Annotated in this window: 14 protein-coding genes; 10 read left to right on the top strand and 4 right to left on the bottom strand. The window is 44.8% G+C overall.

Annotation, left to right across the window (positions count from 1 at the left end; translation table 11 throughout):
• Positions 1 to 34: 34 nt before the first annotated feature.
• The 3 genes from MHH41_RS09145 to MHH41_RS09135 form a co-directional block, all read right to left on the bottom strand.
• Entirely contained in the window at positions 35 to 1,378 is a 1,344-nt protein-coding gene (locus MHH41_RS09145) for a (Fe-S)-binding protein (RefSeq protein ID WP_340866197.1), read from the bottom strand.
• Positions 1,375 to 2,784, bottom strand: coding sequence for a glycolate oxidase subunit GlcD (gene glcD, locus MHH41_RS09140; protein WP_050944825.1), 1,410 nt, complete (start codon positions 2,782 to 2,784; stop codon positions 1,375 to 1,377). The genes MHH41_RS09145 and glcD overlap by 4 nt, the downstream gene beginning before the upstream one ends.
• A 77-nt stretch (positions 2,785 to 2,861) precedes the next feature.
• Complete coding sequence (locus MHH41_RS09135) at positions 2,862 to 3,995, bottom strand: CdaR family transcriptional regulator (protein ID WP_106032535.1); 1,134 nt, start codon at positions 3,993 to 3,995, stop codon at positions 2,862 to 2,864.
• Positions 3,996 to 4,120: 125 nt separating this feature from the next.
• On the opposite strand from MHH41_RS09135, the gene MHH41_RS09130 reads away from it, so the two are divergent.
• On the top strand, positions 4,121 to 4,699 hold the full coding sequence (locus tag MHH41_RS09130; protein ID WP_340866196.1) for a branched-chain amino acid aminotransferase: 579 nt from the start codon (positions 4,121 to 4,123) through the stop codon (positions 4,697 to 4,699).
• 20 nt (positions 4,700 to 4,719) lie between these two features.
• Here the strand turns inward: MHH41_RS09130 and MHH41_RS09125 are convergent, their stop codons facing one another.
• Entirely contained in the window at positions 4,720 to 5,481 is a 762-nt protein-coding gene (locus MHH41_RS09125; protein ID WP_340866195.1) for a DeoR/GlpR family DNA-binding transcription regulator, read from the bottom strand.
• Positions 5,482 to 5,603: 122 nt separating this feature from the next.
• Here MHH41_RS09125 and MHH41_RS09120 point away from each other — a divergent pair, with 122 nt between their 5' ends.
• The 9 genes from MHH41_RS09120 (at position 5,604) to MHH41_RS09080 (ending at position 15,767) form a co-directional block, all read left to right on the top strand.
• On the top strand, positions 5,604 to 6,410 hold the full coding sequence (locus tag MHH41_RS09120) for a tyrosine-protein phosphatase (RefSeq protein ID WP_340866194.1): 807 nt from the start codon (positions 5,604 to 5,606) through the stop codon (positions 6,408 to 6,410).
• 24 nt (positions 6,411 to 6,434) lie between these two features.
• Entirely contained in the window at positions 6,435 to 7,973 is a 1,539-nt protein-coding gene (locus MHH41_RS09115) for a glycoside hydrolase family 10 protein (RefSeq protein ID WP_340866193.1), read from the top strand.
• 142 nt (positions 7,974 to 8,115) lie between these two features.
• Positions 8,116 to 9,258, top strand: coding sequence for an acyl-CoA dehydrogenase family protein (locus MHH41_RS09110; RefSeq protein ID WP_340866191.1), 1,143 nt, complete (start codon positions 8,116 to 8,118; stop codon positions 9,256 to 9,258).
• 42 nt (positions 9,259 to 9,300) lie between these two features.
• Positions 9,301 to 10,938, top strand: coding sequence for an AMP-binding protein (locus tag MHH41_RS09105; protein WP_340866190.1), 1,638 nt, complete (start codon positions 9,301 to 9,303; stop codon positions 10,936 to 10,938).
• Between the two features lie 8 nt (positions 10,939 to 10,946).
• On the top strand, positions 10,947 to 12,296 hold the full coding sequence (locus MHH41_RS09100) for an acetyl-CoA carboxylase biotin carboxylase subunit (RefSeq protein ID WP_050944833.1): 1,350 nt from the start codon (positions 10,947 to 10,949) through the stop codon (positions 12,294 to 12,296).
• Positions 12,293 to 12,508 (top strand): acetyl-CoA carboxylase biotin carboxyl carrier protein subunit, encoded by a 216-nt coding sequence (locus tag MHH41_RS09095; protein ID WP_050944834.1) that lies wholly within the window; start codon positions 12,293 to 12,295, stop codon positions 12,506 to 12,508. Before MHH41_RS09100 ends, MHH41_RS09095 begins: the two co-directional genes overlap by 4 nt.
• Positions 12,509 to 12,519: 11 nt before the next feature.
• Entirely contained in the window at positions 12,520 to 13,428 is a 909-nt protein-coding gene (locus tag MHH41_RS09090) for a hydroxymethylglutaryl-CoA lyase (RefSeq protein WP_212046639.1), read from the top strand.
• A 14-nt stretch (positions 13,429 to 13,442) separates the two neighbouring features.
• Positions 13,443 to 14,225: an enoyl-CoA hydratase gene (locus MHH41_RS09085; protein ID WP_137055664.1), complete on the top strand. Its 783-nt coding sequence runs from the start codon at positions 13,443 to 13,445 to the stop codon at positions 14,223 to 14,225.
• Positions 14,226 to 14,243: 18 nt separating this feature from the next.
• Positions 14,244 to 15,767 (top strand): acyl-CoA carboxylase subunit beta, encoded by a 1,524-nt coding sequence (locus tag MHH41_RS09080; protein WP_268460089.1) that lies wholly within the window; start codon positions 14,244 to 14,246, stop codon positions 15,765 to 15,767.
• Positions 15,768 to 15,775: the final 8 nt, after the last annotated feature.

The raw sequence follows: 15,775 nt of genomic DNA, 5'->3' as shown, positions 1-15,775 counted from the left end.
CCAATTGCCGGAAGATATGCATGAAAAAAAGCGTTCAGCTTGATGTGCTGGACGCTTCTTTTCCATATTGAACCGCTTCTAATAAAAAATCTACGAGATGAACAGCACGCATGCTGTTCGATTGTCCTGAACGTTTGATACCTGCTGCCATTTGCAGCTGGCAGCCTGGATTGGACGTGACAATAGCAGTCGCAGCTGTTTGACTAGCTTCTGTCATTTTATGATCTAAAATTTGCATCGACATTTGTGGCTGCAAGATATTATAAATTCCGGCGGATCCGCAGCAGCGGTCGGCATCCTTCATTTCTTTAAATGATACCCCTTGAATTGCCTTCATGAGCACCCTTGGCGCTTGCTGTACACCCATTCCGTTCCGCAAATGACAGGAATCTTGATAGGTGATGACTTGCTCTGGCAAAGCAAGCGGCGTACGGCCGTGAATTTCCAGCTCCACGAGAATGTCTGATATATCCGTGATTTTCTGTGAGAAGGCTTCACCTCGCTTTTGAAAAGACGGATCATCCTTTAGTAAATGATCATAATCACTTAAAAAGGCACCACATCCGCCCGCATTCATGACAATGGCATCTGCCTCAACCTCCTCAAATGCTTCAATATTCCGCCTTGCTAGCTCTTTCGCTTGCTCTTTTTCTCCACTATGACCATGAAGTGCACCGCAGCACGTCTGAACAGGAGGGACGACAACGTCACAGCCGGCCAGCTGCAAAAGCTGGATGGTCGCTTCGTTTGTGCTGGAAAAAACGGTGTCCATTAAGCAGCCAGTAAAAAAGGCGACACGTTTTCTTGCTGTGCCAATGGCTTTGTATTCTAACGCACGGCTTTTTTGTTGTCGCGGCACCTTTGGAAGGGCCTCTTCCATCAGCTGTAAATGCGGCGGAAGTACCTTTAGCATGCCAGACTTGCGGGCGGCCGTTTGCAGACCAGAGGTTTGATAAAATCGCAGTAGTCCAGCCGCTTGACGCATTCGGCTTTGGGAAGGAAAGAGTCCTTTAAACACAACACGTCTCACAAATTTGACAGGAAGGGATTGTTTCTTGTGCTGCTGAATGATGTCTCTTGCATCCTCAAGTAAACGTCCATATTTGACGCCTGAGGGGCAAACCGGTTCACATGCACGGCAGCCAAGACAAAGGTTCAATGAATGTTCGACGTCTTCATCAGGCTCAATCACGCCGTCTCTTACCGCCTTCATTAAAGCAATTCGGCCGCGGGGTGAGTGCGTTTCTTGTTGACCGGATTCAATATAAGTAGGGCAGGAAGGGAGGCAGAAGCCGCAGCGCATGCAATTGAGCAGCTCCTTTTCGTCCATTTGCTGTTGAAATGTTTGCTGAATCTTTGTTTGTTTAGAGGAATTCATGAGACCACCACTCGCTTCCTTGCCGCTTTTCCAAACACCTTATCAGGATTCATGATATTTGCTGGATCTAGCGCTTGTTTGATCGCTTTCATTGCAGCGATTCCTTCTTTTTTGACCTTTAGCTCCAAATAGGGGGCTTTCATTAGACCCACACCATGCTCACCCGTAATGGTGCCACCAAGGGAGACTGCTTTTTCAAAAATGGCCTGAAATGCTTCTTCAACCCGCTTCATTTCTTCTTCATTTCTTGCATCAGTTGCACAAGTAGGATGCAGATTTCCGTCACCTGCATGACCAAATGTACAGATTTTCACGTCGTACTCTCTCGCAATGTCTTCGATCGCGCGCACCATGTTCGCAATTTCAGAACGGGGCACTGTGGCATCTTCTAAAATGGTCGTAGGGCTTAAACGGGCGAGGGCAGATAAAGCGGCTCGCCTCGCTGTTAAAAGGGCACTTGCTTCTTCTTCAGAGTGTGCGATATTCACTTCTTTTGCACCGTGCTGCTGACAAACCTTTGCAATGCTTTGCATATCACGGGAAACAGCCTCAGGATTGCCGTCCTGTTCGATTAATAGCACCGCTTGAACGTCAGTCGGCAGGCCGATTTTGGCAAAGTCTTCGACGACTTCTAGTGTCGGCTGATCCATAAATTCTAACGTGGCGGGGATGATACGCTCTGCAATAATCGCCGAAACTGATGCAGCTGCTTCCTCAAGGCTTTCATATAAACAAAGCATCGTTTGTTTAGTTTCTGGAAGCGGCAAAAGCTTCAGCGTGGCTTCAGTGACAATTCCGAGCGTTCCTTCTGATCCAACAAATAAACGGGTCATATCATACCCGGCCACGTCCTTTGCGAGCTTGCCGCCCGTTTTGATGATGTCACCGTTTGGCAGAACCACTTCAAGTCCAAGTACATAATCTCTCGTCACACCATATTTTAACCCCCGGAGCCCACCTGAATTTTCATTAATATTGCCGCCTAACGTCGAAATTTTCATCGAGCTTGGGTCTGGTGGATAGAAAAGGCCTCTTGCCTCTACTTGGTGAATGAGTTCCTGTGTGATCAAACCAGGCTGGACCGTTGCAGTCAGGTTTTCTTCGTCAATTTCGATGAATTGGTTCATTCTTGTAAACAACATCACAAGTCCGCCTTGTGTCGGACAGGTGCCTGCACAAAGGTTCGTACCGGATCCTCTTGGCACAATCGGCACCTTATATGAGGCGCAGAGCCGAACAATTTGCTGGATCTCCTCAGCCGCGTGCGGGCTTACGATGACATCTGGCATATGCTGAAAATTAGGCGTTGCATCATAAGAGTAGGCAAGCCGATCGGCTTTACTGCGCTGTACATGAGACGCACCGACAATCTTTTTTAATTGACTAAAAAATTCAGAATTTAACATACGCATTCACTCCTACTGATTAGACATACCGTTTCTTTCAGTATAAAAAAAGAATCGCCTCATGCCTATGGACGATTCTACAAAATATCGGGCTTCTCGCCTCGTTTATTTGGATGATGATCTAATAGCATCAAGGCTAAATAAAAGAGCATCGCATCTTGCATGCGTTTCGGATCAAGGGTCGTTAAATCTTGGATACGTTTTAGCCTGTAATGCAGTGTATTGATATGTACGTGCATCGCTTCTGCAGTATATTTCAATGAGCAATCTGACGTCATGAGTACACGCAATGTTTTCACTAGTTCAGGGTAGGGGAGAAGCGGGACAATCGTTCGATCAAGGAACACTTCTTTTGTTTCCTGACTCACTTCTTCTATAAAAAGTTCAAGTGTTAAATCCTCATCAAACACAATCGGTGTATCTGCATTCGCCATTTTTAAAGCACGAAAGGCTTGATGAAATGATTGCTTCATCATCTGTCCAGCTGCAGGTTTTCCCGCACCTATCAAAACCTTTGACTTAGGATGTGCGGTGAGCGCAGCATGGATGTGAAAAAGACGCTGCCGCAAAGTATCACGGTCATTTGCCGAGGTTTGTAGCATGAGCAAAAAGCGGGCATGTCCCCAGCGGACGATCATTTCCTGATTGGTGAGATGCAGCATTTCCTTCACTTTTTTGTATTGATCCTGCTTCATAAACGATTCATCGTGACAATCAATGAGGACGACCGCACGCTGCTTGTTGATATCAAGCTGAAGCCGCGCTGCTTTTTCAGTGAGATCGATGGCTGTCTCTGGCAGATGAAGCCAGTCGAACACAAACGCTTCAAGCTGCCGTTCATCGGTTTCTGTTTCTAGAAAAAATTCATGTTCTTGAATAAGCAATTCGGTCATTTTTCGTAATATTTCGCCAAATGGAGAGACATGGACAGGATTTCCTGTCATCCCAATTACACCAATGACCTCTTGCTTAAAATAGATAGGCAGATTGATGCCAGCTTTGACCCCTTTCATTCGCTGCTCATCATCCTTTGTAAGGATTCGTTTTTGTCCTTCAAAGGATGTCAAATATGCCCCTTCATGAAATTGACCAATGCGCGCTGGATCTGTTGCCGCTATGATGGTGCCGTTTGTTTGTGTAATGATGATTTCCTCAGTCAGCACCTTTTTGACCTCGTCTACGATTTTTTCTGCCAATGTCATTGTGAGCAAAACGTACCCCTCCGAGATGTATCTTTTGACACTATCATACCATCATATGCTGAGCCATATCTTTCTTTTCATGAGTTATGCTAAAATAATACACGCACATGAAGGAGAAGAAAGGAGACATAGCCATGTCGCTACAAAATCGCTTACAAGATCTATTGAAAGAAGGACAAGCGCTGACAGACTTTGAATATGACGAAGCGGCGCGCCACAATTGGCCTTTAGAAGGTGCAAGAATAAAGGAAGAGGCGCGCTTTAGCGATGTATATATTGAGCGTGTAGACAAAGAATCCGAGGACATGATTCAATCAGAGGGCACCTCATTTCTAAACACACCGCTTACATATGTAAAACAACATCAAAAAGAATTCATTTATATCGAATCAAAGTGGTTTGATGTGGTGAGAGTCGATGGATTAGCCATTGAATGGGACGAAGTATTTCAAACGTATACCGTGTTATTCGGTTTCAAACGTCCTAAAAAAGACACAGGCATTCTAAAGGACATGCTGGCTTCATTAAATGGTGCGCAGCTTCAATTTAATGGGCAAGACGGCTTGTTTGATGTGAATTTACAGCTTCTTGAGCTTGAGGACATCCATGAAGATATGCCCTTCATTGAAGTCACCTCAGCCGTGTACCGCTTTTTATTCCGCTTGATCATGCAGCTTGAGATGAATGAATCAAACAACGGCTCAAATTCCTGAGCCGTTGTTTTGTGATCCATCTATTTTGATGAAGGCGTGACAAACCGTACATCATGCTCTTTTCCATATTGAAGATAATCTTCACTTGGCTGTTTATTCGTCACGACGACATCAAGATCTTGCAAATGACAAAATGTGGTCAAAGCGTAATGATTAAATTTACTATCATCCACTAATAAAAACGTTTTGGCACTTTTTTCAACAACCGTCTTTTTAATATCCGTTTCAAGCGGGGACGAATTCGTGACGCCGTGATCAATGGATAAACCAGTTGATGCGATAAAGGCTTTATTGACATTGTAAGCTTTCAAACGCTCTACACTTTGATAGCCAACGAATGAATTCGTTTTTCTCTCAAGCATCCCGCCGGTGGAAAAGATAGTGAGATTCTCATAAGGCATCGCCTGTGTGATCAAATCTACATTATTGGTCACAACAGTCACCTGTTTCTCAGTCAAATAGGGAAGCATCTCAAGTGTTGTCGTACCAGAATCAACAAAAATCATATCCCCATTTTCCACAAAAGCAGCTGCTGTTTGACCAATCAATTGCTTTTTACTCAGCTGATGGGTCTTTCGCTCCTGATATACTACTAATGTTGAATGATTCACAGCCACTCCGCCATATACTTTTTTGAGCACGCCGGACTCGACCAATGCTTGTACATCTCGGCGTATCGTGTTTTTTGAAACGCCAAAATGCGCCACAAGCTCATCCAGTGAGGCAGATTCCCGGTCAAACACATACTCTTTGATTTGCTGAATCCGTTTTGTTTTGATCATGCTACATTTCTCCAATCCAACCGTATGTCCTTTTTCCATTATACCAAATGGCTTCTCTTTTCCCCATCTCGATAAAAGCGTATGATAGAGAAAAGAACGTAACGGAAAGGACTTTCACTTCTATGAATCAATCAAACAACCCATTTTCAAAGCTTGCGAATTTTAGAGAAGTAGGGGGACTTCACACAACAGATGAAATGGTCATCAGGGAGGGGATGATTTATCGATCCGCAGATTTGTCCCGTCTGACGAAACAAGATATCGAGACGTTTTCGACCCTTGGGATTCAAACCGTTTGTGATCTTCGTACAGCCTCAGAACGCAAATCACATCCGCCAAAGATCAAGGAACATAACAAAATCGTCCATATTCCCATGCATCCTGACAGTAAGATGCCAAGTAAATGGACCATGTTTCGTATGCTGGTAGCAGAAGGGAAATCTTTCACTTTCACATCGATTATGAAGGATTTATATCAAAGCATGCTCACAGAGCGTAAAGAAGAAATTCAGCAACTGTTCACACTGCTTTCAGATAAAAGCAATTACCCGCTGATGCTTCACTGCACAAGCGGTAAGGACCGGACAGGCTTTTTATCTGCCCTCATTCAATTAGCAGCAGGTGTACCGATGTCTGCCGTTTTAAGTGAATACATGCGCTCTAACGAAGGGGTGAAAATGCTTGTCAGAAGGCAGCAGCGATTTGTCCGGATGATGAGTTTATATCGGGTATCAAAAGAGCAAATTCAGCCGCTTCTCGGTGTGCAGCAAGATTATCTGGAAGATGTGCTAAACGAAATGATGAAGACATACGGGAGTGCAGAGCGGTATTTAATCGAGGCTTGCGACATCCCTGAAGTCCAGCTCAAGGAAATGAAAAACATCCTGCTGACACCATCTGCTGGCATTCGATCTCAAAAAGCGGAATAAACTGATGATGAGGTGATGCAAAAAATGGTGAAAAAGATCTGTATGACGTGTCTAACACTAATTTTAATGTTTGTATTCTTATTGATTCCTTCTAGCAGTCTAGCTCGTCCAATCCCAAAAGGGAAGCTTGAAAGCACAAGAGAGATGCGCGCAGTATGGATCGCATCGGTTTATAATTTAGATTGGCCTTCAAAGAAAGGGCTGCCTGTCAAAGAGCAAAAAGAAGAGTTTATTCATTTGTTAGATGAGATCAAAGCGATGAATATGAATGCCGTGATCATGCAAATTAAACCGACAGCAGATGCCTTTTACCCTTCGGCATACGGGCCGTGGTCCGAATATTTAACCGGCACGCAAGGGAAAGATCCCGGGTATGACCCGCTTGAATTCATGATCGAAGAAGCTCATAAACGCGGGCTCGAATTTCACGCTTGGTTTAACCCGTATCGCATCACAATGAATCATACCGATCTCAGCCGTTTATCAGCCGATCACCCGGCAAAAAAACATCCTAATTGGACCATTGCGTACGGAAATCAGCTTTATTTCAATCCAGGCATTCCAAAAGCTCAGGAGTTCATTGTCGGCGGTATAGAAGAAGTCGTGAAAAACTACGATATTGATGCAGTGCATATGGATGATTATTTTTACCCGAATAAAATAGCCGATGTGCCGTTCCCAGATCAAGAAACGTATGAAACATATGGAAAAAAGGCATTTACGCATATAGAAGATTGGCGAAGAGATAATGTGAATCAATTGGTCAAGCAAATCAACGACACAGTGAAGAAAGTAAAGCCGTATGTGAAATTTGGTATTAGCCCATTTGGAGTATGGCGCAACATAAAGGATGACCCGACTGGTTCAAATACCACAGCAGGGATGACCAATTACGATGATTTGTATGCTGATACAAGAGAGTGGATTCAGCAGCATGATATCGACTATGTCACCCCGCAAATTTACTGGAGCATCGGTTTTCAGGCAGCCGCCTATGACGTGCTCACGAAATGGTGGTCAAATGAAGTGAAGGGAGAGCCTGTTCACCTGTACATTGGTCAGGCGACGTATAAAATTAATCAAAACAGTGATCCTGCTTGGTCAGATCCAGAAGAATACTTTCGGCAGATCAAACTAAACAGACAGTCACCTCTCGTACAGGGAAGCATGCACTTTAGCCTAAAGGATATCAACCGTAACCCTTTGAATGTCAAAAATCGATTGATAGAAGACGCCTACCGTAAACCGGCTCTCATTCCAGAAATGCCTTGGCTTCATCAGAAAGCGCCAAAAAAACCAATCATTCAATCTATTAAAAAAACAGCAGATGGTGCAGCTTTACAGATCAAAAATGATCCGCAATCTACCGCATCCTATTATGCAGTCTATCGATTGACGACGAAAGGAACATATGAGTTGCTTCAAACTGTTAGAAAAGAAACTGGTACGCTGACATCCGTCAAAGATCTTTCAGTTCACCAGAATAAGAGTGTTACTTACAAAGTAACGGCTCTCAATCGTCTTCATCACGAAAGCAAACCTTCTACAAAAAGAGTGAGATAACGAAAAAGCATGAATGAGGATTTTCTTCGTTCATGCTTTTTTCTATTATTTTTGTTTTAATTTTCTGAATTCAGCCAAGCTTGGCATGAAGCAGCCACTTGATTAATAAATATGATAGAAAAGAGCCAAAGGGGGAAACATGATGGATTTTGAATTAACGAAAGAACAACAAATGATTCAGCAGATGGTCAAAGAATTCGCCAAGGAAGAAATTGCACCACTCGCTCAAACCATTGATGAACAGGCTATATTCCCAGCCCAAACTTTTAAAAAAATGGGGGAGCTCGGCTTGATGGGCATTCCTTTTCCAGAGAAATACGGAGGCTCAGGAGGAGATACAATCTCATATGCGCTCGCTGTAGAAGAAATCGGAAAACAGTGTGCCAGTACAGGTCTTAGCTATGCCGCGGCCGTTTCCTTAGGCGCAAGCCCGCTGTATTATTTCGGTACAGAGGAACAAAAAATGGATCACCTCGTCCCGCTGGCATCTGGAACAGCACTCGGTTCCTTCGGTTTAACAGAGCCAAATGCAGGATCAGATGCTAAAGGGACGAAAACAAAAGCGGTCAAAGACGGACAAGAATATGTGATCAGCGGGGAGAAGTGCTGGATCACAAACGCCAATTTTGCCAGAACCATTATCGTCACAGCGGTCACGGATCATGATGAGCACGGACGCCCGATCATCTCCGCCTTCATTGTAGAAAAAGGGCAAAAAGGGCTGACCATTACAAATCCATACGACAAAATGGGGGTGCGCGGTTCAGATACAGCTGAAATTATTTTAGACAACGTACGTGTACCAGCTCATCATATATTAGGAGATCCAAACAAAGGCTTCAAGCAATTTTTATACACTTTAGACGGGGGGCGAATTTCGATTGCTGCCTTATCAGTTGGCATCGCGCAGGCTGCACTTGATGCCTCACTATCCTATGCAAAGGAAAGAAAGCAATTTGGGCAGACCCTTTCTTCCTTCCAAGCCATTCAGTTTAAGCTGGCAGATATGGCGATGCAAATAGAACTCGCTAGACAAATGGTGTGGAAAGCCGCCTGGCTGAAAGATCATGGCAAGCCATTTACAAAAGAAGCTGCCTATGCCAAGCTTTTCGCTTCAGAAATGGCGACAAAAGCAAGTCTTGATGCTGTCCAAATTCACGGAGGAACAGGCTATATGAAAGAGTGCGGGGTAGAACGGCTTGTGAGAGATGCCAAGCTCATGGAAATTGGAGAAGGCACCTCTGAAATTCAGCGTTTAGTCATCGCAAGACAATTGTTAGCTTAATTCTGTTATGAAAACGCTTACTATTGGTGGAGGAGGAAATTCATGATGTCGATTCATCCACAAACGATTGGCTCCCTATTAAAAGAGAAAAAGGAGCAGCACCCAGCACATGAAGCCATTGTGTATCCAGAACGTTCATTACGTTATTCATACGAAGCGTTTTTTAAAGAGGTCAAGGAAACAGGGAAAGGTCTTATGGCATTAGGCGTTCAAAAAGGAGATCATATCGCCATTATGGCACCCAATGTACCTGAATGGCTCATGCTGCAATTCGCCTGCGCTTCTATTGGAGCCGTTCTTGTCACCGTGAATACGAACTTTCAATCACAAGAACTCGCTTACTTACTAAAGCACTCTGATAGCAGCATGCTGTTTATCGTAGACGGGTTTAAAGAGACATCCTATGTCAGAATGTTTGAAGACCTCATCCCAGAGCTCCAAACAGCTCATCAGGGCGAGATCACTTCAACAGCATTTCCATATTTAAAAAGTGTCGTTTATATTGGCGAGCACACGCCAAAGGGCATGCGCAGCTGGGACAGTATTCAAGCTGCTGCCAAAAGAACGGAGGATGATGAATGGGAGAAACGAATGGAGGAGCTAACGCCTGATGACGTCATTAATATGCAATATACGTCAGGGACAACCGGCTACCCAAAAGGTGTCATGCTCAGCCATACAAACATCGTCTGCAATGCCAGTCAAATCGGAGATTGCATGAAGCTCACCCGTGAAGACCGCATGTGTATCCCCGTGCCGTTCTTTCATTGCTTTGGGTCTGTTCTTGGCGTACTTGCTTGTCTCGCAAAAGGTGGCACGATCATTCCAATTGAATCTTTCCACCCAGAGCGAGTCCTTCAAACAGTGGAAAAAGAGAAGTGCACGGTTCTTCACGGCGTCCCGACAATGTTCATCGCAGAGCTTGATCATCCGAATTTCCACAAGTACAATCTGTCCACATTACGCACCGGCATTATGGCAGGATCTCTTTGCCCATCCCATGTGATGAAAGCCGTCATTGAACAAATGGGTCTGAAGGAGCTCACGATTGCCTACGGCCAGACTGAAAGCTCGCCTGTCATTACCCAAACAAGAACGGATGATTCATTTGAAAGGCGGGTTCAAACAGTCGGACGGGCGCTTCCTCACATCGAGGTAAAAATCACCGCCCCAGGTACCCCATATGAAGTACCAAGAGGAGAACAAGGCGAGCTGTGCACGAAAGGCTATCACGTGATGAAAGGCTACTATAAAAATGAAGAAGCCACAAATGAAGTCATTGATGAGGACGGGTGGCTTCATACAGGAGATTTAGCGGAGATGGATGAGGATGGCTATGTGAAAATCACAGGACGGCTGAAAGATATGATCATTAGAGGCGGGGAAAATGTTTATCCAAAAGAGATTGAAGACGTTCTTTACACGCATCCAGCCATTCTTGATGCACAGGTCGTCGGTATTCCTGACGAGACTTACGGAGAAGAAGCCGCCGCATTCATTCGGCTCAAACAAGGTCGCACGGTGACGATTGAGACATTAACCAGCTACTGTCAGTCACAAATGGCACGCTACAAAATTCCGAAATATTTTTTCATCACAGACGAGTATCCGATGACCGCCTCAGGGAAGATTCAAAAATTTCGTCTGAAAAAACAGGCACTTGATCTAATAAAGGAGTGAGGGCAGCGATGTTCAAAAAAGTATTGATCGCCAATCGAGGCGAAATTGCTCGTCGAATTATTCGGACTTGTAAAAGGCTCGGGATCAACACCGTGGCTGTTTATTCAGAGGCAGATCAGCATGCACTTCATGTGCAAGAAGCAGACAGCGCCTATCTTATTGGAGGTGCAAAAGTATCTGAAAGCTATTTAAACATGGAAGTGATCATCGAGGTAGCCAAGCAGACAAATACAGACGCCATCCACCCTGGGTATGGCCTTTTATCAGAAAATGCCGCCTTTGCAGAACGCTGCCGCAGCGAAGGAATCGCTTTTATTGGTCCATCTGCACAGGTCATTCAGCGCATGGGGAATAAAATTGAAGCGAGAAAAACGATGGATCATGCGGGAATCCCCATTGTACCTGGCGTTTCAGCACCTCTCCATGACGCAGAAGAAGGAGTCAGTAAAGCGCAGTCACTCGGTTATCCGATCATGCTCAAGGCATCAAGCGGAGGCGGAGGTATCGGCATGCAGCTTGTCCGAAATGATGAGGAGCTGCGTAAAGCTTTTGAGGGAAATCAAAAAAGAGCGCAAAGTTTTTTTAACGACGGGACGCTTTATATGGAAAAGGTCATTGAAGACGCGCGGCACATTGAAATCCAGGTCCTCTTTGATTCATTCGGCCACGGGGTTCACTTATTTGAGCGCGACTGTTCACTCCAGAGAAGACACCAGAAAATCATCGAAGAAGCACCAGCTGCCTGTCTCGATGAATCCGTAAGACAAGAGATGGGACGGGTGGCGGTGAAAGCAGCCAAAGCCATTGGCTATGAAAATGCAGGGACAATTGAATGTTTAGTCGATCAAAACCAACAATTTTACTTTTTAGAGATGAACACGAGATTACAAGTAGAGCACCCTGTCACAGAAGAAATTACAGGTATTGATCTTGTCGAGGAGCAACTGAAAATCGCTGCATCAGAGCCGCTTTCCTTCAATCAGGGGGACATTCATCAAATCGGGCATGCCATCGAGGTCAGAATCTATGCGGAGGATCCCGTCACCTTTTATCCGTCACCAGGAACAATCACTCGGCTATCTATACCAGAAGCTCCCTATATACGCCATGAATCAAGTGTGACAAGCGGGAGCGTCATTACCCCATATTACGATCCAATGATTGCGAAGATGGTCGTTTACGGTGATACACGAAAACTTGCAATAGAACGATTAAAACAGGCGTTACAAGCATATGAAATAGAAGGGATCAAAACCAACTTACCGCTTTTGAGGGAAATGGCTGAATCATCTACTTTCTTACATGGCAGCATCACAACCGATTTTCTCATGAAAAAAAGGGAGGGGAACCGTTCATGAAAACGGTCACGATACAAATGGCGGGAAACTTATGGAAGCTTCTTGTGAAACAAGGCGATGAAGTGCAAAAAGGGCAGGAGGTCGCTATCTTGGAATCAATGAAAATGGAGATTCCAATAGTGGCAGAAGAGGCAGGTGTCATCAGCAAAGTGTATAAAAGAGAGGGAGAATTTGTCGATGAAGGGGAGGTTCTTCTAGAGCTGACAGAATAGGGGGAAGCGAGATGGCATTACCAAAGCGTGTACTTATTAGGGAGGTTGGCCCGCGGGACGGATTGCAAAATGAATCCACTTGGCTGGACACAAGTGAGAAACAAAGATGGATTGAACTGCTCACAACAGCCCGGCTTCCTTATATTGAAGTCACCTCATTTGTTCATCCTAAATGGGTCCCAGCCTTAAAAGACGCCAAAGAGTTAGCCCAATCCTTACACAAAAGAGGCGACATCACCTATGCAGCACTCATTCCTAACGAAAAAGGCTTAGCTCACTTTTTTGAAGCAAATCTTGACACAGGCGCTATGTTTATCTCCTCGAGTGAAACACATAACAAAAAGAATATGAATCAATCCATTCACGAAACACTTCCTGTCATCAAACAAATGACAGCTGATTTAAAAGTAGCAGGAAAACAGACACGCGCATATATTTCCACCGTGTTTGGCTGCCCTTATGAACATCAAGTGCCGATGGATCAAGTGTTGCGGTTAACGGATATGCTACTTTCTTATGGCATTGATGAAATATCACTCGGCGACACCATTGGAGAAGCCCATCCGCTTCAAGTAGAAAGACGCTTAGACATTTTACTTGAACGTTTTCCTGCTGATAAAATCGCTCTTCATTTTCATGATACGAAAGGGATGGGTCTTGCCAATATTTATACGGCATTAAAAGCTGGAATCACCACATTTGACGCCTCAAGCGGCGGGCTAGGCGGCTGTCCATATGCGCCTGGCTCTAGTGGAAATGTCGCGACAGAAGATGTCGTGCATATGCTTCAAAAACTAGGAATTGAAACCAATATCGATTTTCCAGCATTGATAAAAGCGGCAGAATGGATCGAATCAAAAGTAAATCGAACCTTGCCTAGTCATTGTTTACGCGCTTTTCACTCTCATACTACTTCATAAAGGATGAATATGACATGACATCATTGGTCAATTTTACGATACAAGATGAACAGATTGGAATCATGACCTTAAACAGACCAGCACAAGCAAATTCCCTATCTGCTGCGATGCTTGAGGAGATCAATCAACTCATTCAAGAAATCAAACATGACGAAAGCATCCGCTGCCTGCTCATGACAGGAGCTGGTTCTAACGTTTTTTGCGCAGGTGCTGATTTAAAAGAGCGACGATTGATGACAGAAGAAGAAGCAAAAGCGGCAGTTCTGTCAATTCAGCAAACCTTTACAGAACTTGAATCCCTTCCTGTACCTGTCATTGCCGTCATGAATGGACACGCACTCGGCGGAGGACTTGAGCTCGCACTGGCTTGTGATATTCGCATCGCACGAGCCGGAGCAAGACTCGGTCTGCCAGAAACAGGACTAGCTATCATACCAGGGGCAGGAGGGACGCAGCGGCTTCCTCGTCTCATCGGACTCGGTAAAGCAAAAGAACTCATTTTCACAGGTGCGTCATTACAAGCTGAAGAAGCCATTCAAATTGGACTAATTGAGCACCTCTCTTTAGCAGATTCCCTTATGAATGACGCCATTTCTCTCGCAAAACAAATCGCCAAAAACGGCCCAATTGCTTTAAAAGAAGCGAAACGAGCGATTCAAATGAGTCTTGATCATGATCTGCGTACAGGTTTGATGAAGGAATACGAAGCCTATGTCCGGCTCATTGATACAGAAGATCGAATGGAGGGCCTTCAAGCTTTCCAAGAAAAACGAACGCCTCAATACAGAGGCAACTAGCAAGAAAGGGGAATGGGCATGATTGAAGAATATGAAGTGAAAAAACAGCGGATTGTCAAAGGAGGAGCTGAACGATACCATCAAAAAAACAAAGAAAAAGGAAAATTGTTCGTCCGTGACCGGCTCCAGTTGTTATTAGATCAGGATTCGTTCATTGAGGATGCGATGTTTGCCGAGTGTAAAGATGAGCATTTACCAGCAGATGGTGTTGTTACAGGGACGGGGCGGATGAATGGGCAAACCGTATGCGTTATGGCAAATGATTCTACTGTCAAAGCTGGATCATGGGGCGTCAAAACGGTCGAAAAAATCATCAGAATCCAAGAAACAGCAGAAAAGCTTAACTGCCCAATGCTGTATTTAGTCGACTCTGCGGGTGCTAGAATCACCGATCAAATTGCGATGTTTCCAGGCAGAAGAGGAGCGGGACGCATTTTTTATAACCAAGTGAAGCTGTCTGGACGTATCCCGCAAGTTTGTTTACTATTTGGTCCTTCTGCGGCAGGAGGTGCTTACATTCCTGCTTTTTGTGACATCGTTGTGATGGTCGAAGGGAATGCCTCGATGTATTTAGGCTCTCCGAGAATGGCCGAAATGGTGATTGGAGAAAAAGTAACACTTGAAGAAATGGGCGGGGCAAACATGCACTGCAGCATATCAGGATGTGGTGATATTTTAGCCAAAACCGAGGAAGAAGCCATTCAAATCGCTCGCGATTATTTAACCTACATGCCTGCCAACTATACAGAAAAACCAAAACTGGCAGCCGCAAAAGCACCTAAAGCATCTGAGAGGACCATCCAAGATCTTATTCCTAAAGGGCAAAATACCCCTTTTGATATGTATCAGCTCATTGATTTACTCATTGATGAAGGATCATTTTTTGAAATCAAAAAACTGTTTGCCGCAGAGCTGATCACAGGCTTTGGCCGCATGAACGGGCAGCCTGTCGGTCTTATTGCCAACCAGCCGAGGGTAAAAGGCGGGGTGCTGTTCCATGACTCAGCTGACAAAGCTGCCAAGTTTATTCAGCTATGTGACGCCTTTCATATCCCGCTCCTTTTCCTTGCGGATATACCGGGATTTATGATCGGAACAAAAGTGGAACAAGCTGGCATTATTAGGCACGGGGCGAAAATGATCTCCGCTATGTCAGAGGCAACCGTTCCGAAAATATCGGTCATTGTGCGTAAAGCATACGGTGCAGGTTTATATGCAATGGCAGGACCAGCGTTTGAACCAGACTGCTGTCTTGCTCTTCCATCAGCGCAAATTGCTGTCATGGGGCCAGAAGCGGCTGTAAATGCTGTCTATGCAAATAAGATTGCCGAATTGCCTGCTGAAGAGAGAGCTGCATTTATCCAAGAGAAACGCAAGGAATATCAAGAAGATATGAATATATATGAGCTTGCTTCTGAAATGATTGTCGACGGCGTCATCCCGTTCGACCACCTGCGAGATGAGCTTTGTCATCGATTACAAGCCTATTCCTCAAAAGAGATGACATTTACAAGACGAAAACATCCGGTCTATCCGGTCTAAAGGGGGGG

The sequence above is a fragment of the Bacillus sp. FSL K6-1145 genome (genome assembly GCF_038003425.1).
GTDB classification, from domain to species: domain Bacteria; phylum Bacillota; class Bacilli; order Bacillales; family Bacillaceae; genus Bacillus; species Bacillus pumilus.
This window is presented reverse-complemented; position numbering and strand designations above follow the sequence as displayed.